General features: G+C 40.0%; 17 protein-coding genes. All 17 read right to left on the bottom strand.

Going from position 1 to position 19,229, the window contains the following annotated elements:
- A partial coding sequence (locus C7B77_RS01755; protein WP_245893993.1) for a GumC family protein occupies positions 1–1,094 on the bottom strand: 1,094 nt, incomplete at its 3' end.
- Between the two features lie 317 nt (positions 1,095–1,411).
- Positions 1,412–2,539 carry a glycosyltransferase family 4 protein gene (locus C7B77_RS01750; protein WP_106299718.1) on the bottom strand — a complete coding sequence of 376 codons (1,128 nt, stop codon included), beginning with the start codon at positions 2,537–2,539 and terminating at the stop codon, positions 1,412–1,414.
- Positions 2,540–2,667: 128 nt separating this feature from the next.
- Positions 2,668–4,011, bottom strand: a complete 1,344-nt coding sequence (locus C7B77_RS01745) for a hypothetical protein (RefSeq protein WP_106299716.1) — start codon at positions 4,009–4,011, stop codon at positions 2,668–2,670.
- Positions 4,008–5,276: a glycosyltransferase family 4 protein gene (locus tag C7B77_RS01740; protein ID WP_106299714.1), complete on the bottom strand. Its 1,269-nt coding sequence runs from the start codon at positions 5,274–5,276 to the stop codon at positions 4,008–4,010. Before C7B77_RS01740 ends, C7B77_RS01745 begins: the two co-directional genes overlap by 4 nt.
- Before the next feature lie 66 nt (positions 5,277–5,342).
- On the bottom strand, positions 5,343–6,440 hold the full coding sequence (locus C7B77_RS01735) for an acyltransferase family protein (RefSeq protein ID WP_106299712.1): 1,098 nt from the start codon (positions 6,438–6,440) through the stop codon (positions 5,343–5,345).
- 57 nt (positions 6,441–6,497) lie between these two features.
- The gene (locus C7B77_RS01730) at positions 6,498–7,628 is read right to left on the bottom strand and encodes a glycosyltransferase family 4 protein (RefSeq protein WP_106299710.1); all 1,131 of its coding nucleotides are present in this window, start codon (positions 7,626–7,628) and stop codon (positions 6,498–6,500) included.
- A gap of 172 nt (positions 7,629–7,800) precedes the next feature.
- Positions 7,801–8,976, bottom strand: a complete 1,176-nt coding sequence (locus tag C7B77_RS01725; RefSeq protein WP_106299708.1) for a glycosyltransferase family 4 protein — start codon at positions 8,974–8,976, stop codon at positions 7,801–7,803.
- Positions 8,977–9,000: 24 nt separating this feature from the next.
- Positions 9,001–9,999: a hypothetical protein gene (locus C7B77_RS01720; protein ID WP_106299706.1), complete on the bottom strand. Its 999-nt coding sequence runs from the start codon at positions 9,997–9,999 to the stop codon at positions 9,001–9,003.
- Between the two features lie 60 nt (positions 10,000–10,059).
- Positions 10,060–10,419, bottom strand: coding sequence for an FkbM family methyltransferase (locus C7B77_RS01715; protein ID WP_281261322.1), 360 nt, complete (start codon positions 10,417–10,419; stop codon positions 10,060–10,062).
- 124 nt (positions 10,420–10,543) lie between these two features.
- The gene (locus C7B77_RS01710; protein ID WP_106299702.1) at positions 10,544–11,635 is read right to left on the bottom strand and encodes a glycosyltransferase family protein; all 1,092 of its coding nucleotides are present in this window, start codon (positions 11,633–11,635) and stop codon (positions 10,544–10,546) included.
- Between the two features lies 1 nt (position 11,636).
- On the bottom strand, positions 11,637–12,926 hold the full coding sequence (locus C7B77_RS01705; protein ID WP_245893991.1) for a glycosyltransferase family 4 protein: 1,290 nt from the start codon (positions 12,924–12,926) through the stop codon (positions 11,637–11,639).
- Positions 12,927–12,987: 61 nt separating this feature from the next.
- Positions 12,988–13,899 (bottom strand): rhamnan synthesis F family protein, encoded by a 912-nt coding sequence (locus C7B77_RS01700; protein ID WP_219891956.1) that lies wholly within the window; start codon positions 13,897–13,899, stop codon positions 12,988–12,990.
- Between the two features lie 114 nt (positions 13,900–14,013).
- A complete protein-coding gene (locus C7B77_RS01695; RefSeq protein ID WP_106299696.1) occupies positions 14,014–15,252 on the bottom strand; it encodes a glycosyltransferase family 4 protein in 1,239 nt (412 codons plus the stop codon).
- 16 nt (positions 15,253–15,268) lie between these two features.
- Positions 15,269–16,204, bottom strand: coding sequence for a glycosyltransferase (locus tag C7B77_RS01690; RefSeq protein ID WP_106299694.1), 936 nt, complete (start codon positions 16,202–16,204; stop codon positions 15,269–15,271).
- Between the two features lie 69 nt (positions 16,205–16,273).
- Positions 16,274–17,182, bottom strand: a complete 909-nt coding sequence (locus C7B77_RS01685; RefSeq protein WP_106299692.1) for a glycosyltransferase domain-containing protein — start codon at positions 17,180–17,182, stop codon at positions 16,274–16,276.
- A gap of 29 nt (positions 17,183–17,211) precedes the next feature.
- The gene (locus C7B77_RS01680) at positions 17,212–18,147 is read right to left on the bottom strand and encodes a glycosyltransferase family 2 protein (protein WP_106299690.1); all 936 of its coding nucleotides are present in this window, start codon (positions 18,145–18,147) and stop codon (positions 17,212–17,214) included.
- 122 nt (positions 18,148–18,269) lie between these two features.
- The gene (locus tag C7B77_RS01675) at positions 18,270–19,223 is read right to left on the bottom strand and encodes a glycosyltransferase family 2 protein (protein ID WP_106299688.1); all 954 of its coding nucleotides are present in this window, start codon (positions 19,221–19,223) and stop codon (positions 18,270–18,272) included.
- Between the last annotated feature and the right edge of the window lie 6 nt (positions 19,224–19,229).

Below are 19,229 nucleotides of genomic sequence, written 5' to 3'. Positions count from 1 at the left end.
GTTTGAGAGAGCGCGCTGCCGACTGTCGCATTCGCTTTTTCCTGTAGCAGTGGCAGCAATTTCAGCCGTTTTTCCCGCAGGGCAATGATTTTGGGATGCTCGTCGGTCAACTCTGCCGATAGAGATTGTAATTCTACATCCAGATCTTGAAGTTGTTTGACTAATTGTTGGTACCCAGGTGCTTGGCTGAGTACCGAAGCGGCTTCCGCACCTTGAGGTTGCAGTTTAATCTGTTGCTCTAGGGAATTATAGAGCTGCTTTGCTTCGGTGAGTTTGACTTGAGTTGTCTGCTGCTCCTGTTGGATGGTAGTCATTTGAGTACCGAGTTGCGTTCCCAAGAGCGTCGGATCGACCAATTGATTTTGCTCGCGAAAATTCTGTAACTCCAGCTCCAGCTTGCTAACTTGATTTTTGATGTTCGGTAATTGGTTATCGACAAATTGAATCGCTCTGCGCACATTTGTTTGGCGTTCGCTCAAACTATACCGAACGTAAGCATTCGCAATTAGATCGATAACCTGTTTGGTCTGAGACTCTGAAGCCGATCGATAATGAACTTGGAGAATCTTTGTTTCGGCTTGTTCTCTAAGTCGATCGATCTTTAGAGATGACCTGAGCGTTTCGTAAGAAATTTTTGGTTGATTTGGTTTGAGTTTCGCAACGACTGGGAGTAAGATTTTATCGCTGAGTAATAGCTGAATTTGGGTAGGATAATCGAGAGTCGTTTTTGCTGTTTGCGCACTACCTAAATCTTGAGCTTCGATGTTGGTGCGATTACCCGTTACCGCTTCGACTACTTGCGCTTCGGCGGTGACGGGTTCGATCAAGATATTGAAGCTGCCTTCATAGGCAGGGGGTTTACTTCGACCCCATGAGACAGCAGCAGCGATCGTCGCTACATTGATGATGGCGACGAGCCACAGCCGACGCCCAATCGCTTTGACAATGCGATCGAGATCTAAGCCGCCTTCTTCGGAATTAGGATTGCGGTCGAGTGAGGTACTGAGATCTTGAGAGGGCATTGGTTGATTGAGATGAGTTTGACCCCGATCTGTGCGAATCGATTTGACCTTCTGTTTGATAACAATACTCATTATAACTAATCCTAAAGTCGATCGAGATATGTGTGATACCAATCACATCCCATTATACAAAAAGGTCATAAGTCCCACCTCCGCACAATGGCTAACTCTAAGATCGTGAATTAGCAATCACCCAACGAGCGTTAATTTTTCAGTCAGTTTTGCTTGCTAACAGCAAATCAAGACAGGAGAAGAAGATCCGATCGCGCGACGGGTAATTTGGCCATTTTACCCAAAATAGCAGGAGAACCTGCACATTTCTTACTTGATGTAATTCATCGATCGAGGAAATTATACCAGTCTAATAAATTAAATCAGTTATTTTATTTTCACATTAATTTCAAGTAAAAATTTAAATATTGTCTTGCAATTTCTGCTTTTGTAAACCGAGAATAGTCATATTTATCTGCATCAGCATCTGTTTCTAAAGCGCAATTTATTGACTCTGCCAGATTCTTAACTGTATTTCCTTTCAAATTAAAATAAGTACAAGCAGATGAACCAATCTCTCTAAATATTGGAATATCCGAACAAACAACCTTACATGAAAAATAGAGAGCTTCTACTAAGGGAATACAGAATCCTTCGATCGAAGACGGAATTACCATTAGTTGACAGTTTTGATAGAGCCAGCAAAGTTCATTGTCGTTAATTGCAGATAGCATCAGTACAGAGTCTTGCAACGAGAGTGTGTGAATGGACTGCATCAGATTCTCTGTTTCGGGACCAGGACTGCCGACAACGATCGTGCTCATTTCCACATCAATTCTGCGCTCCTTTCTCAGCAATGCATAGGCTTGAATCAACAAGTCAAAATTTTTGTTTTTACGATGTTGTCCAACACATAAGATAAATGGACGTTCGACTTTATTTTTTAGCAATTTAGGTTGCTCGATCTCAATTCGATCGAAATCGACAAAGTTGTAAACTACTTGCGTATGTTTGGCTTTAGATATGACTTCTGGAAAATATTGCTTTAAATCGTTTAAGGTGATCTGAGAAACACAGGTTAACGCATCACTGTTCCGTATACACTGTTGGAGAAATATTTTGTTGAATAAAGCTTGCTTCTTACCAAAATTCTCTGGAATCTTGTAAGGATATAGATCGTGAATTGTGGTCACTACGGGACAAGTAAATAGCCAACGAAAAAATGGCAATGGAAAAGACAAATGAACCAGATCGGGATGCAGCTCTCTAATGAGATTAGGTAATCCAAATAAAAACCAAAAATTTCTCGATCCAGATGTATTTTTAATATCTATGCCTAACACATTAATTTTTCGAGCGTCTGAAAACAAAAGCTCCTTAAAGTAGTGTTGTTGCCAAATGCCAGTTACTAACGTGATTTGTCTAACTTCCTCTGTTTGAGCCAGACATCTTGCCAGATTAGCCGCATGTCGGCAAACTCCGGTAGGATCTGTTGGTCTGTGCAAGGCAATAACTATAATATGCATGACAATTCGAGAAACTAGCTAAATTGAAAAGTAGCGATAAGGATTGAAGAGTTTTTTGTTATGTCTTTTTAATTTTTAAAATACATGTTTGCTGAAGTGTTTCTTTGTGTAACTCAACCTTAAGTTGTCTAGCAGGTTATTAAAGATTGAGCGCGTTTTTCATGCCACCGCAGCCCGATTAGAGTAGCAACAAAATACATATATCCCGGCTCTTCCATTTGCGTAAAAATAAAACCGAAACCAGCTACACTTAACAGGAGAAATCTACCCAAGTTATCCACACAGATATAACGCCAAACAATCCACCCCAGGCATAAGTAAGCGCACAATCCCACAATTCCCAGATCCCCCCAGATCCCAGCCCAGCCAAATAGAGGACAAAACATGGTGGATTCTAATGCTAGCCAACTACCATAGTATGCCTTCAGCAGAGCTTGACTAGCAGGATGTATTGTTGCCCCAAGCGGACCCAGAATCGCCCAGTTTTCTTTGAGCAGCCAGCCACCCAATCGGCCAGCCGTATGACCGGGACCTAATCCGAGCAACCAGTTCAAAGGATATTGATAAAAGGTGGGAATAATACTAAAGGCAATGGGCTTAATCCGAGTTGCTTCGCCATCAGGACCATAAACGCCATCTTTATCCAAGTAGTTTTTAAACCCTGCAAAAGCATCGACATTTTGGATGCACCAATAGAACACAGCTACAACCAAAATAATGGCGATCGTATAAGTTAGTGTTTTCCCAACATCTTTCATCGTCAACAAAATTAACATTCCCCACCCAAAAAAAAGTGCGAATAGCACTTGCTTGGAGTCAGATAATTGTAATTGAAACATAGCAGCTAATAAAGTCCCCCATCTAACCCATAAGGGGACTGTCGTTGCAAACATCACCAGGTAAATACCGAAATAAATTGATACAGTTGTCGATACATAATTCCCCGCTCCAGACACAAAAAAAACACCAGCCATACCATCAGTTGCATCCAATCCTCCAGCAGATATTTTATTAAATTTTAGCAGCGGCCATTGAATGAAAGCCAGTGCCATATTCGCGTAAGAGGAATTAATAATCCAATCTCTGAAGCGGTTGAAACTGATTGCAGACATTGGGATGCAAACAATCGCCATCAATAGCATAAATGGCCCGCCCAGGATCGAAAAATCGACAATTATATTAATGACCCCGGCCTGATTGAGTAGTGCACTGGCGGTCATCACTCCAAATAAGATCGAGAGGCCAGCCAATAACATCCATACACTCGAAATTTGCTTGGGATCTTTCGGTCGGGATGTCGTCAAGATAATTGCCGTTGTCAATGGAACGACCAAAAAATGTAAATGATTGAGGACTGATGGCAACCGAGTAATAGAGCACAGTATTCGAGAATAAAAAGCTGTCGAAAATGCAGCAAGTGCTAACGTGCTACTTTTGTAAAAACCCTTTTTCCCGATCTTTTTCGCTCTCATGGATCTATTTTGAGTGTGATTGATGTTTGCACGCTTGCTTTACCCTTAACAATTTGCTCGTAGATTTGGGCTAGCTGTTTGCCTTTAGCTTCCCAGTTATAGCATTCTCGCACGCGTTGTTGTCCGGCTCGACCCATTTTGAGGCGCAGATCGGGATCGCCAGCGAGACGAACCATTGCCTCTGCTAGTTTGCTTATTGCTAGCTCTGGAGTATCTACGGGTACTTTGACGCCAGTTTCTGTAGTAACTTGCACTGCTGGGCCGCCTAAATCCAGACAGATAACTGGTTTTTCCGCAGCCATGGCTTCTAGACATACTCCAGCACCTGAATCATGCAGACTGGGATGTACTAACACCGAGCACTCGCCTAGTTTGGTTAGAACCTCTTCTCTAGGTAATAAGCCCCAGAACTTAACTTGACTACTAATACCCAGTTCTAGTGCCAAGGCTTGAAGGCGATCTAATTCTGGACCATCTCCTACAATCCAGTATTCGGCATCAGCAAGATTGGCCTGGGCAAAGGCACGTAGCCCTAAATGTAGACCTTTCCAATGCAACAGACGAGCAATGCCGATTAACCTTAGCGGCGAAGTGTCAAGCCGTGGAGATTGCGCGAGTTGTTCGATTTCTGCGGTCAAGAGGCCGATAGCCGAATAGATTTGGACTACGGGAGCACCCAGCTTCTCGATCCGTTTGGCAGTATCTTCGGTAGTAGCATAGGCAATTGCGCTGTTTTGAGCCGTTAGCTGAGTGAAGATGTCCAATTCTCCCATCGATCTCCATCCCCAGCGCAAAATCTCGTACAGCTTGTTTTTCCAAGTAAAATCTTTCCAAAAAGATAGTGGTGCCGATTCACCACCGCCCACTGGCCCCCACACGAAGGGGATTGGCAGCAGCGATAAAAAACTTGGGGCAGAATAGCGGACGAACGTAACATGGTGGGTGAGATCGAATCCCACTTCTTGATGTAGTTTTTTACCAACAAAATACGCCTGGATTTGCCACAGATAGTAGTGTAACTGCATCGGCCCAGACTGCCCCCAGCGGAGACTGTCTTGCCAAAAGGGGAGGGTAAAGTACACAAAATGTAAATTGGGGACTGGATTTAATGCCAGTTCGGCTTCGATCGCGGTCTTACTTTCATCGGGTCGAGTTAGTACCCAAACTTCGTGGTATCTGGCGATCTCGCGAGCGACATTCCAACCAACTCCGCGTTCGGAGCCTTTACCTGGTTCGCAGGAATAGGCAGAGACTAGCACTTTCATATTCTTAAGCTCATTTTTGTAGTCATATATCAGACGTTAAATATTTTGAAATCTAGTCTTTATTATTTAGTTGCCTAGCAGATATTTAGCAATTGGCTTGTTTTTAATCGAATAAATCGCTAGCCAGGAAGCAAAAAAGCAAGTCAAAGACAGCACCAGCATCGATGCGATCGAGATAGAATTTGTTAATTCTGGCGATATGACTTTAGCTACAAAAAACTTGGCAACACTCATGATGAAGGGATGAATTAAATAGATGCCAAACGAACAAGCTCCGATACTAGCAGCAAGCTCGCTAATTATATTGCTATTTAAATAGTCCGACAAGTAAATACTTACAATCAGCAATATATACGCCAAGAAAATTTCTGTTAATATCCCTGGCAATAATAAATATTCTAATTTATTAGCTCCAAACAGCAAGAGCGATAATACAACAATGATAAGTCGTCGCTCGCTCGGTATTTTAATTAACCGATCGTACCGATTTAATATTAGACCGATAAAGAAGTAAGGCAAGCATTTTATCGTCCAAGCAATTTCTACGCTAATTACTCTGAGCAATGGAAATTGGCTCCAATCGATTTGCCACGAATTCAGTAAATTTTGAAAAGCAATGTTCGCTCCTAATTGAAATGAGTTCCCTGAAGATTCGAGTGCATAATATAAGCATGTGCTTACAATCGAGAGAAAAATTAGAACATACTTGTTGGTTTTTAGATTTTCTAAAATTGGCAATAATAGTACGAGTAAAGTGCCTGCAAATAGTAAAGTCAGGAAATAAAGATGATAGGAAGCACCACCAAAGAAAATAATCGAGATCGGATCTTGTAAGAGTTGCTGCAATCTGTCAGTCTTATTAGTAAGAGAGAAAACTATGACTCTGGATATAACAAAAATAATACTCCAAATAGTATATGGAACTAAAATTCGCTCGATTCTCGATCGCCAGAACTTTTCAGAGTAAACAATGTCTACTTTTGCAGTCATAAAATAAAATGCTGTTGCCAGAAAAAATGGAACGGCAAAATAAAAATGCGAACGGAAAGCGATCGCAATCGGATCGATCGGAATTCCCCAAGTTTCATCTCCAGAGTGAACTAATATTACTGCATATGTTGATAGTCCTCGACAAATTTCGACACCTAGTAGCTTTTTATTCATTTTAATTTCCTTAGTATTTGCATGTGTTAGGGTAATTTTTATTTTGACAAACTTAACTCACTCATGCGATTTTTGAAGAACACTCTCATAGACTCGTGCCACTTGTTCTGCTGTCTTGTGCCAGCTAAAAAACTTAGCTCTTGCTAATCCCTTTTCTACTAAATTATGGCGATAGCTGGAATCTTGTTTAATTTGTAAAACTGCGGCAACGATCTCTTCTACATTCAAGGGATCGACTAAAACTGCGGCATCATCTACTACTTCTGGCAAAGACGAAACATTTGACGTAATTACTGGCGTACCACAGGCCATTGCTTCGACAACTGTCATGCCAAAGCCTTCATATAAGGATGGAGCTAATAGAACATCGGCTGCGTTATAAATTTGCACTAGCCGCGCGCGATCGGGACTGCCTAAATCGAAGATATCTGACTCTAGGTCTTGTTCGGCAATAAAAGCTTTTTGCTCTTTATTAAAGTTATCTCCGGTTCGCCACAGACAGACGGGAAATCCTTTGTCCTTTAAAACCTTTAATACTTGCAAGATGGTCGAGATATTTTTTCGCAGATGCGTACTACCGACATTTAGCAAGCAAAAAGTATCTGGCGATCGAGTATACTGTTCTCGGATCTTAGCAACTTCGGCAGCAGGAAGCACGCGAAATTCGGTGGTGATGCCGTTGGGCACGACAGTAATTGCTGCTGGATCGATCTCTAACATGCGGGTCACATCTTGCGCTGTATTAGTAGAAACAGAAATTACCCGATCAGCTTTTTTAATGCCGCTAACCGAATACTTCCAAGTAGCCAAACTCAATGCTGGCCATCGGGACAGACCTTTGAGAATTTCTGGATAGATAAACTGAACTAAGTCGTGGCAAGTGACAACGACAGGCTGCTTGGTTGGGAGCAGACTGTAGACAATATGACTCTCGCATTGGTCGATGACATGAAAGATATCCGACTCCAAGCGGGCGACGGCACGAGGGTGTCGCCAAAAGGTTTCATAATATTTTTTAATCCCTGGGCCGGATAGCCAGAGTTTATCGGGGCTATTCCAAGGAATGGGTGCAATTTCGATAATTTCCCAAGTTGGGCGCACAGTCTTCAATGCTGCTACGAGGTTGTCAGCATAGACATCTAGGCTGAATGTAGCTCCCGGTACTCGTCGCACGATCGTTACCCGCATGGCATCTCTCCACAGCTCGAACTAAATCGATCCGATCCCGCTCCTGACTGACTAGCGCAAATTACGCTCGCACCTGCTACCAACATCCGACTAGATACCAATCGGCTTGGCATTAAGATCGTTACATCTGTAAAAATACTTGAATTTTTCATATTTACTTTTGGGCGTAAATTTAATTTTGACTGACGGTCATTGCCTCGACAAAACATGCTGTTGCACTTTCAGGAGTATTTTTAAGCATAATTTGTGTGGATTTATTACCCATGGCGGGGATTAACTCTGGGTTATCTAAAAATTGAGTCATATATTGCACTAACAGATCTACTCGATCGGGTGCGTAGACAAAACCGTTAGCTGCTACCTCCACCATTTCTGCTGCGCCTGCGCCAGTCGAGCAAATTACAGGTTTCCCAAAAGCCATCGCCTCGGTTAATACCATGCCCCAAATATCGTCATAGGTTGGAAAAACAAAGACATCGGCAAATTGAAAGTAAGCACCCAAACAGCGATAGGGACTTTTCCCCATCCAGACAATTTGTCGCTCTAGATCGGACTCTCGGACAAAGGTTTCTAGTTCGGGACGTTGTTCGCCATCACCCACGAGAGCCAATGTATAATCGCGATAGCCTTGCTGCTTCAAGATCGAGCAAGCTTCGAGTAAATTTTTCAGTCCTTTGCGGGGAATAATCTGCCCGACAAACAAAAAAATCGGTCGTTTCAGACTACTGTCTAATTGAGGTGCTTCGGCTTCGGTATATTGCAGTAAAGCTTGCTTGCTAGGAACTAAAAAGGGTCGAGCAACAACTCGATCGGGTTTGACATCTAATATATCTAGCAGGTAAGATTTCCCAGCTTGACTATTAACCACGAAGGCATCTGCCAAACGTGCCATCAACCGCCGCGCTTGGTAGCGAATTTTGGAACTAGGACTCTCATAAACAGACGAGCCGCCTTCATAAGTGACAATCACCTTCCAGCGACAGATGGGCTTAAGCAGCAGCGCGATCGCCGTCCAGGCTGTAAATGCGTTAGCAAAAATCACCTGGGGCTTAAATTCCCATAGCTGACTGACAATTTGCGGCGAGGCGGCAGAAAAGCCGATCGAGTAGCCATTTGATGCCTTGGCAAATTCGATGTATTGAGTTGCGCCAACTACTTTGACTGTAAAAGTATTTTCAAAGCCAGCCGCGTAACCAGGCCATTGTCCGGTAAAAGCTATCGTATGTGGGAAAGCTTTGGTAAACTCGCACAGCAGATGCTGAAAGGAAAGTCCTCCCGTACCCATGTCAGGTAATAACCAGGCAACTCTTTGGATTTCGACTTGGTTCGTGCTGTGTTTATTTAACATTACAAATAAAAAAATAAAATCATTTTACTTTTTTTGAGTCAAAAAATACTTAATCATCGGCAAAAATAAAATCGTTTCCAAAAATGATTGAGCTGGGTTTTGCTTGGGATTATGCTCTTGAAGATAGCTATACAGCCACAGATATTTATCAGATCGCAGATCGAAATCTTTCATGATTTTGAGAGTTTTAACCCAAGTACGTTCGCGATATGCTTCGGGTCGCGAACGGAAAAAATGATCGTGAATACAGACAATCTCATCAAAATTTTGACGACGCTCTGTGTTTATTAGCTGATTGTGAGAGTGGATTGGGTAATTATAGCCAGGAGAAAAATGCCAGATCCGATCGGTTATCGCACAAATAGTAGCAGATAGAGCTGATTGCTCGTAGTACCAATTTTCTGTTGTTATCGAAGTACCTTCTTCTAAAAGTTGCTCGATCGTCTGCTGCCATGCCGTGAAAATGCCCTTATTTCTTCTAACTACAACTACCCCAGAATTCCAAAAAGCTCGAATTTTTTTCTGGTCTACTGTCGTCGTCACAAATCGATCGATATCTTTGACTCCAGCAATACTATAAAGGCGTATCCAATACTCATCATTAGGATCTGAGGAACCTGCCGAACCGATCATTTGATGATGTTCAGGGCGAATACCAACATCATATTCTGGTGGTAATAAAAATTCTGTTGGTTCTGAAAAGAAGACTAGATCGCTATCTAGAAAAACGAGCAGCTCTGCATCGATAGTTTGTTCTACATAAGCACAGAGTAAGGGCTTATTGGCTAAAGGATAGTTAGGATATTTAGTATTGAGAACGACTTTTTGATGTTCGACATTCATGGCTTTGAGCCGATCGATAGTTTCTGGCGAAACATCGTTACGTTCTCGTACCTGAAAACTATAAATTGGCGCATTTTGATAGCTGCCAGTGTACTTGCGAAAGCTTTCAACCATCAGCAGCGACTCTCGTTCGAGCTGTCCGCCTTCAGTACACATAATAAACGCGATTGGAATAGCCATTTTTTATATCTTAATATTTTTTACAAGATTACAATCTAATTTTATCTAATCGAACTATTGCTAAATAATATGATTTTTAGAAACCATGAAGCAATCAAAGTCGATTGCTGCCAGACCTCGATCGCTACCCATATTGGGAAAGAAATTTGTCACATAAAATCCTAATTCTTCAAATTTTTGCAGCACGGCATGATAGCTCGGTACGTTTTGATATATCGGCACGAATGAGACTTCAACTTGAGAGCAGAGTGCCTTACTCAAAGTTATCTTGCCGCTTGCTAGCACTTCTAGATCGAATCCTTTGGTATCTAATTTAACTAGCAGATTACAATCAATACCCAGATCTTGCTCCAATTGAGGATAAATTGAATCTAATGTCTTTACCTCAATATTCATGGATTTTAAAACGTTTTTAACTATCTTATTTATGATTTTTTCATGAGTTGTCCTTTTAAATGATTGCTATTAATTGCTAGATGTTTTAGCTTGCAAAAATGTACTTTGTTTTATGATTAGATTTCTTCAAAATATACCAATCGACAATTTAAAGACAGGCATAAAATATTTTGGCTGTCTCCGCAATCGTATGATTTTGATACCATTCGCGAGCATTATTAACAATTTTTTGAACTTCATCGATCTTCAAGTCGCTCGCTCGCTCGTTTGACATTAAATAATGCTTGTTTACATATAAACCATCTTGTTGTGCATTATTATCTCCTGTTAAAATCGGTAATAAGCCATAGGCACAGTAAGCAGCAAAGACACTAGACTTACCCAAGCTACCAGGAAAGGGAGAATAATCGAGACAACCTGCAATTGCAGTTGATAGTAATTGGCCAATTTCAGCCTGAGAGCGAAAGCCCATCTCTACTAACTCGATCTCTTCAGTCGCGATAGCTGACAAATCTAGCGGCGGTCCAATATCACAAATTTCTTCAATCTCCAATAACATACAAGTTTTAATAATCGCGGGTAAATGATTTTGATAAATCCGAACGCGAGCCGAGCCACCAAACACAATCAATCGCCGTTGACGCGCTGCTAATGGTAAGACTAAATTAGGCTCGCCCATGTTAGAAAAAATTGAAATTTTGGTAACAGATGCTCCGATCCATTCGGACAATATCGATTGGTACTTACTGCTACTAGTCAAAACTAGATCGGCCATCTTGGCGATCTGACGAGAGACGATGCTGTGGATTGGATTGAGAAGATCGAATACATAAAATTGTTTCCAATGCAATTTGGACAATTCATGAAACATCACAATTAGTTTTAATTGATGAGATTCGATCGTCGATTGCAAGGCATCTGGCAACCAGAAGGGCGTATCAACACCAAAAGTACCTTTCAAGCTAGTATTGAAATAAGGATAAGCACTAAAATGAACGATAATTGCTCCCACACTTTTGGGGATAGCAGCGCAGAAAACTTCCGATCGATAGTCTGACAATACGGCGATCGGAAATCCATCGACAGATGGTGCGACCTCAACGTCATTCCGAAAAACCAAAAACTGGGTATCGATCTGGAAATCTTTACGGAATTGAGTGGCTAAGAGTAGGGCATAATCGCCGATGCCATCAGAATTGTTAGGCGGTGTGGGAATAATTTGTAAAATTTGTTCTAACATCTTATTTTGCTCCAATTTCGATAGAGGTACGATCGATCTGGCGATCTAAATTTTGAAAAATAGTGCTGGCATATCGATCGATCGAGTTTTGTTCGACAAATATCTGCATCTGGGATCGATCGCCCAATGTTGCTGGTATATCTACTAAGCAGCGAGACAGTGCCTTGGCAATCTCGATTGGTGAGGTTGTATCCACCGCTAAACCCAATTGATAACGTCGCACCAGTTCTCCCATCAAACCATAATCAGAACTCAAGACAGGCTTACCTGCTACCGCAGCTAACAGCAGAATGCCACTCATCCCGACGTGCCGCTGATAGGGAGTCAGGACGATATCTGCCAGTTGAAAGTAAACCGAAACATGGTCTTCAGGGACAAAATCGTAGTGTTCTACGATTTGAACTGGATGCGTTTGGCAGACTTGGGCAACTTGAGCTTGAATTCGCGCTTGTTCTACCGCATTAGTACCACCAACCAGCAGCAAGCAGATCTGGCTACACATATCGGTAGGTAATAGCGAAATGGCATCGAGCAACTCATCAATCCCTTTCCGTCTGCTCAGTGCGCCAAACAGCAGCAAGATTTGGCGATTGGGGGCAATTCCCAATTGAGATTGCAGTTGTGCGGGGGCGATCCCAGATCGATCCTCAAGTTGGACGGGATCGGCTAAGTGAACAACGTTAACCTGAGTGTGAAATCGATCGAATTGTTTAACAGCAAATGGATCGAGACAAAATAGGGTTGTCAGTTGAGGATGCTGCAATACCCGAGTAAGGATGATTTTTTCTTTGAATTGCTGGAGCCGATCTTGCCAGGATGGTGTGTAGCCCTCAAATTCCCCATAATGAAATGTGGGTCTGAAATAGATACCAGAAAATGGACATGGCGCACCAATTCCAAATGCTAACGGTAGCTCACAGGTGTCGAAATATAGATGGAGAGCATGGGTTGCTTTACACTGAGTGGCATACTTGCAAAATAACTTCCACCGCTGAAAATTGCGAGTGAATCGATCGAGACTCGATCTTCCCGCATTTAGAGTTTTGGCTTCATCCTGAGTAATGACTGTAAATTGGATGTTGGAGAGTTGATACTCAGCGGCTAATTTTACAGGGTCACTATGGATTTGAAGAAATTCTGGTCGAACAACGATCTCCAGGCTGCCACGTAGCTCCTGTTTGTACCAATATTCGATTAAGTGCTGAATGTAGCTACCATGATGACCGCCAAGATCCATGTCAAATAGCATCAGCCTGGGAAATCTCTCTAGACTTTTTTTTGTGAAAATCATAAATTTTGTATCGTTTGTACAACCATCCAAAAACAAGTCCAAATACTTGCAAGTGGCAAAATCATTTGATGAATTTATGATAAAAATTGGCAGCCATTGCTCTGATCTTAAAATATGTTGACCAGAATGGTATCCGAAAAAACAATTTTAGATTAATCAATTTATCATTAAAATCATTTTTCAAAAGTGGCATATCTATCAGCAAACTATTCTTGTTGCAATTTTCAATCAGGTTCAGATAATTTTTAGCACGAAAATCAAAACCGACTGAAGCAAGATTTTCGATTTCCGAACGTCTATAATTTCGGGAAATGATTTTCTTCTTTATCAGTGGAAAGCCTGCTTTTATTAATTCTTTGATTTTATGAAAAGAACAATTGAGATTGCAAGCAAAATCTGTGTAATTGTAAACTGCTCCTATTTGGCAATTATGTTCGACAAGGTATTTGGAGAGGCCAATTTCATATGTTGTGATTACATTCTCAAAATCTTCTATTATTCCATTTTGCTTAAAATATTTTCCGACAAGACTAATAGCCTTTTGACTAATAACAATAAAATATGATTGTGGATGATACCCCAGCTCGATCGAATCTAAAATCCCACAATAGTCCCAACCACTTTTATCGATCGTGGCAAACACCCGATCCAAACTCCTGAAAAGTATGCAAGAATCATTCATCAATCCGACTTGTTGATAGTCTTCGATCGGATATTTTTCAAATGCTTTGTACCACATACCAAAATCAAATCCTTTGTTTTCACATGGCATCCATTGGATTGTATGCTGATCGAGAAATGTTAAATCTATTACACTCATTTCCTTTTTATTAGTCAAGAGAACCAATTCATTAAAATGCCTCGTCAATTCTAATAAATAACATTTAACATAATAGGGTAAGTTTATCCCTGTGAAATAGCTACAATAAAAACAAATAGATTTCATGTTATCAATGGAAGATTGTTTTGACATAATCATCGTATTGGGGCAGAAAACTTTTGGGTTCTGAAATCGAGTTATTGATGTTGTAGGATCGCAGCAGTCATCAGACATCACCCGATCGATCCAAGCATGACTAAAATCGGGCTAGGGTCGATCGAGAATTTTGTGAAACAACGATAGGTATCGATGTGCTTGCACGTCCATCGCATATTCGCGTTCTGCCTTGTGACGGGCAGCAACACGCAAGCGTTGATGTCGCTCTGAGTCCTCCAATACCCAAGCGATCCCCCTCGCTAGATCTTGAGTGTCACAGTAGTCAGCAACATAACCATTTTGCTGGCGATCTACGATATCCGCCAAGCCAGTATTGGTAAAGACAACAACGGGTGTACCACAAGCGAGAGACTCCGAAGCCGTTTGCCCAAAAGCTTCTTCGATCGAGGGGGCTATCATTACATCAGCCGCCGCATAGGCAACTCGCAAAGACAAATCGTCTTGCAATTTACCTAAATAATGGATCGGAAAGCCTAGATCGAGGGGTTTCTCTGGCTTGGAAGAACCGAAGACAACCAGTTCGAGCCGATCTCTCCAACCATCCTGACTGAGTTGCTTCAGCGCAGTTTGTAGTAAATGAAATCCTTTGCGAGTATCTCCAGTTGCATCGATCGCCCCAAACAAAATCAGTTGTTTATCTTGTGGTAAATCTAGTAACTCTCTGGCACTGCGAGGATCGATCGGCTTAAAAATATTAGTATCCAATCCAAACGGAATGACTTCAATCCGCACATCTCGAAATAGGGAGGAGGATCTAGCACACTCTGCCATCCACTCACTAGGGGCAACCACAGTTAGGTTCAGATTCTGCCAAGCTTTGGCTTTGCGTTGCCAGACCGATCTCGACAGGTCTGCCTCTCGATCGCTTTGTAGTTGTGGGCAACTACCACAAGATACTTTGTAGAGATCGCATCCCAAAGTGTAATGACATCCACCAGTAAATGCCCACATATCCTGAAGCGTCCACACCAACGGCTTTTTCAGTTTTGTTAGTGTTTCAACCTGAAGATAGCCATTACAGACCCAATTGAGATTCACTAGATCTGGGTCGATCCGAGCAACTTTAGCAGCTACCCCATCAGGAAACCACTGTGGAGAAAACATCGATTGACATTGAGAGTAACTCTTCAGAGCTAAACCATTACAAAAAGATCGCGCTCTTGCCTGCACCTTTCCTTCTGCCATGATTACTGACTGGTCAGTACCAGATTTAAATTGAACGAGCATTTGGGATGTAATTCCAGATGCCTGTAATCCCTGATGGATTCGATAGCTAGACCGAGCTGCTCCACCCGACAAATCAAAGGAACTCAGGTGTAATATTTTCATGATTATTTACTAAATATCAATAGTTCGTACCAAATAATATCGCCAATTTCAAAAATGAACTATCAAGAAGATTATTGCAATGAATTTGAGACCTGAAGATGTACAATAACCGATGTAAAATGTTGTCTGCACTTTTCATCTGCAAAAGTTCCTCTACAATTACTTTATTGTCAACAGAAAGATAACTGTAAGTTTTAGCAAACTTATCGGCCTGATCGATGAAATCAAAAGTTTGTTCCTGCCTGAATAATCCTTCAAATAGTTGCTTAGTTCTAAATTTTAAGTTTTTCAAACCAGCCCTTGGAGTACTGACGTTTTGACTATGTATTCGATGCAAAATTTGTGGCTCAACATCATAGACTACATGCCCGAAAGCTGTTGCAATTAAGTATAACCACCAATCATGACCTATCATGTCATTAGGATTGGCTTCAGCAAACAGGTATTTGATTCCATATCCAAAAACAGTTGCACATCCTAAAGCAGCAGGTTCACAAACTGCATTCCCAAAATTAATCTGTCTTGGAATAGATGAAAGATACATTGGTTCTAGTTTTGATGTAGCTTGACTGATACGTGAAAAATACAGAGTCATTGAAGGGTCTGGAGATTGCTGTATCTTCTTAACTGCACGTGAAATTTTTTGAGAATTCCACACATCATCTTGATCGCAAAATGCAAATAGGCTTTCCTCTGTGTTATCTCCGCAGCTTTGGATCAGTTCAAAAAAGCTCTTCCTCCAGCCAATGTTTTCTCCTTTAATAAGTTTAATATTATAAAATCTCTTTTCATAGCCTTGTAATAAATTTAATGTGTCATCTGTCGAACCATCATCACGAATATAAATAGAAACATTTAGATAGTCCTGTTTCAAAAGACTATCAAGTTGTTCGGAGAGAAAATGCATTCCATTATAAGTGGAAAGTAGAATATTTACATTAGGAGTCATCATATCTATTTCAAGTTACCAAAGGTTAGTTATAGAAGTTGTAGTAAAAATATTTTTCAAGGCAGGTAAATATCAAGATACATCCTTCTTACTTCTCCGCCATACAGCATGTTTTTTAAGTAGTGGATAGACAAGAGATTTGCTGTTTAATATATTGCTTTGATACCAGGACATAGTAGACGATTCGACTTCTAATTCCTCGTCAAACTCACATTGAAATATCTTACACGTATAATCTAGTTGAATCCTAGGATAGTATTGTTTATACAAAGGATAGAATGCCGCTTGATCGTCACCAGGTAATGGAGATTTATTTATATCAAAGGTTTTAATCATTTCTCTATAAAATTCAGTTTTTGCAATGAATGCACCTGTATTAATATATTTGTGGTCACTATTGTTTTTCTCGCCTATTAGATCGCAAAATAATTTATATTCTCTCATTTCGTCATTCCAATGAGGCCACAAATTTTGTCCGGCATTTAGCAGGACTTCACAATCGAATGATGTTTCAAATATCTCGATTGTTTGAATAAGATTGTTAATTGTAAAAGTATCATTAGAATCTAGAAGCATAAAGTATTTGGTTTTAATACTAGGTAATTCATTATGCAAAAATTCTAGTTTTAGCCCGTTCGATGACCATTCATTTACTTGTGAACCAAGCATTCGGTATGGAATACCAAAAAAGTCAAAACTTCTAGGGCCACTACCAATTTCTTTAAGATTACTAACGAATATAACAGTTAGCTTATTCGCAATTTCGTTGACTTTGTTGCTATTAAATATTGGTATCTTCAAACGTATCTTTTCTTTGTAATCCAAAAAATAGCCATTGTTTGAATCTCCAATAAGATCGAAAAACATTTTTTTAAGCTGAACAATCCCAATAATTCTATTTCCATCTCCGATTTTTCCTGGATGATGAAATATCGAAGGATATGTATTGAACAACTTGTTTCTAACGCGAAAATATTCCATAATTAATTAAGTGTATTGTGCAATTACTATTAATGACGGCCAAATAATATTGTTAATTTTAAAAATGCATTGTCTACAGAATTAATAGCATGTAATTTAGGATTAAAAATGTAACACAAGCGTGAAACCATCTGATTATTTTCTTTTTTTAATATTAAAAGCTCTTCTATAATATAACGTTTTTCTATGTGTATATTATCATACGTCATGATAAATTTTTCAGCTTGATTTAGAAAATCAACAGTGGGTTTTCCTTTAAATAACCGCTCCAATAATTCCTTGATTCTAAATTTCAATCTTGGTAATAACTCCGATCTATAACCACCAGATGCGTTGGAACTATGTTGTCGATAATTAACTTGAGGTTCGACATCATAGACAATATGTCCAAAAGCAGCGGCTATAAGACAAGCCCACCAGTCATGCGCTAACATATCATCTGGGCTTGCCTGAAGAAACATTTGCTTAATTCCATTGCCGATCACAACTGCACATCCATAAGTAAATCCCATAATTGCACTTCCAAAATCAACTTGACTTGGATTGGGTGAAACACCAATAAATTTCATATCTCTATCTACAAGAGTCATCCGAGAACAGTAAAAAGTCATTGAAGGGTCTGGAGACATTTGGATCTTCTCAACTGCACGCGAAATTTTCTGAGGATTCCAAACATCATCCTGATCGCAAAATGCGTAAAGTTCTGTTTCACGATCTTCACAATTATGGACTAGCTCAAAGAAACTGCGAATATATCCAAGATTTTCTCCCACTGTTACTCTTATATTGCTGTATTTTTCTTGATATGACATTAGTAGATCGACGGTATTATCAGTCGATCCATCATCACGAATATGAATAAATATATTTGGATAATCTTGACTGAGTAAACTATCAAGCTGTTCGCGAAGATATTGTGTTCCATTAAAAGTGGAAAGAAGAATATTTACTTGAGGAAATAGCATGGTTGTTTAGATAAAAATCTGAACGTCTAATCTGTGAAATATTTAGAGTGAAAATAGTGTAATCTAGAACCAATGTCATGAGAGATCTAACTCTAAAAATACAATAGATGCTAAGTATCCGGTCACAATCGAACTATCATTTCCACTTTGTCAAGTATTGTATGACGCAATAATTTCTTGCCGATCAGTTTATATTTTCTGCTGAAGAAACTACTATTTTGTAAGTTACCCCAAAAATTACATGTTTCATAGATTTCGACAGGAAGATTATTAAACTTACAAATTTCTCTTGAAAGCCTGAATTGACATTCAAAAGTCGCTCTAAATTTTTGATTATCAAAAGGCAATAAAAAAAGTTTAATGACTCTTTTAAGCGTATCCCAAAGATAACTACTTTCTCTGTTCCCTGCACCAATACAGTTTTCCAGATGTTGCCGATAGTGAACTGTTTTGAGATCGAGAAATCTAATCTTGCCAAAAATAGACGCTACTATCGCCAGCCAGTGATCGTGATACATTGCATCAATTGGTATTGGAAGAGCAATATTTTTGAGAGATCGATTAAAAAGTACAGTACATCCTACCACAACATTCTGAACCAACAAATGATTGTAATCAGTTTTATTTGGGTCGAAGTTTGGTGGATTATAAAATAAATCAGAAATGGTCTTCATTTCAGAATTTACAATTTGAAGATCTGAAAAAACTAATACTGGCATATTTTTGCCAACACTACTTTCAACTTGTAAAAGGCTACTCAACTCTAGCTCAATTTTACGATCGATCCAAACATCATCTTGGTCGCAAAGTGCAATGTATTCACCGTTACACAAGGATATTGCTTGCTCAAAGTTCTTTAAAAAACCTAGATTGCATTCGTTAAGATAATATCTTAATCCATATTTTTGACAATATTCTTCGAGGATTTGCGGTGTTGAGTCTACAGAGCAATCATCTGTCACTATGATTTCAATATTTTTATACGTTTGACTATATATCGAATCTAACTGTTCGCGTAAAAATGCTTCGCCATTATATGTTGCTATCGCAATAGAAATAAGAGGATCTTCTTTCATATATTT

Source organism: Chamaesiphon polymorphus CCALA 037 (assembly GCF_003003845.1).
GTDB lineage: Bacteria > Cyanobacteriota > Cyanobacteriia > Cyanobacteriales > Chamaesiphonaceae > Chamaesiphon > Chamaesiphon polymorphus.
Note: the sequence above shows the minus strand (reverse complement) of the source record. Positions and strands in the feature narration are given on the sequence as shown.

Excerpts from the sequence above, each read along its gene's own strand:
- C7B77_RS01750 (WP_106299718.1), bottom strand. The coding sequence starts at position 2,539 with ATGCATATTATAGTTATTGCCTTGCACAGACCAACAGATCCTACCGGA.
- C7B77_RS01745 (WP_106299716.1), bottom strand. The coding sequence starts at position 4,011 with ATGAGAGCGAAAAAGATCGGGAAAAAGGGTTTTTACAAAAGTAGCACG.
- C7B77_RS01740 (WP_106299714.1), bottom strand. The coding sequence starts at position 5,276 with ATGAAAGTGCTAGTCTCTGCCTATTCCTGCGAACCAGGTAAAGGCTCC.
- C7B77_RS01735 (WP_106299712.1), bottom strand. The coding sequence starts at position 6,440 with ATGAATAAAAAGCTACTAGGTGTCGAAATTTGTCGAGGACTATCAACA.
- C7B77_RS01730 (WP_106299710.1), bottom strand. The coding sequence starts at position 7,628 with ATGCGGGTAACGATCGTGCGACGAGTACCGGGAGCTACATTCAGCCTA.
- C7B77_RS01725 (WP_106299708.1), bottom strand. The coding sequence starts at position 8,976 with ATGTTAAATAAACACAGCACGAACCAAGTCGAAATCCAAAGAGTTGCC.
- C7B77_RS01720 (WP_106299706.1), bottom strand. The coding sequence starts at position 9,999 with ATGGCTATTCCAATCGCGTTTATTATGTGTACTGAAGGCGGACAGCTC.
- C7B77_RS01710 (WP_106299702.1), bottom strand. The coding sequence starts at position 11,635 with ATGTTAGAACAAATTTTACAAATTATTCCCACACCGCCTAACAATTCT.
- C7B77_RS01705 (WP_245893991.1), bottom strand. The coding sequence starts at position 12,926 with ATGATTTTCACAAAAAAAAGTCTAGAGAGATTTCCCAGGCTGATGCTA.
- C7B77_RS01700 (WP_219891956.1), bottom strand. The coding sequence starts at position 13,899 with ATGTCAAAACAATCTTCCATTGATAACATGAAATCTATTTGTTTTTAT.
- C7B77_RS01695 (WP_106299696.1), bottom strand. The coding sequence starts at position 15,252 with ATGAAAATATTACACCTGAGTTCCTTTGATTTGTCGGGTGGAGCAGCT.
- C7B77_RS01690 (WP_106299694.1), bottom strand. The coding sequence starts at position 16,204 with ATGATGACTCCTAATGTAAATATTCTACTTTCCACTTATAATGGAATG.
- C7B77_RS01685 (WP_106299692.1), bottom strand. The coding sequence starts at position 17,182 with ATGGAATATTTTCGCGTTAGAAACAAGTTGTTCAATACATATCCTTCG.
- C7B77_RS01680 (WP_106299690.1), bottom strand. The coding sequence starts at position 18,147 with ATGCTATTTCCTCAAGTAAATATTCTTCTTTCCACTTTTAATGGAACA.
- C7B77_RS01675 (WP_106299688.1), bottom strand. The coding sequence starts at position 19,223 with ATGAAAGAAGATCCTCTTATTTCTATTGCGATAGCAACATATAATGGC.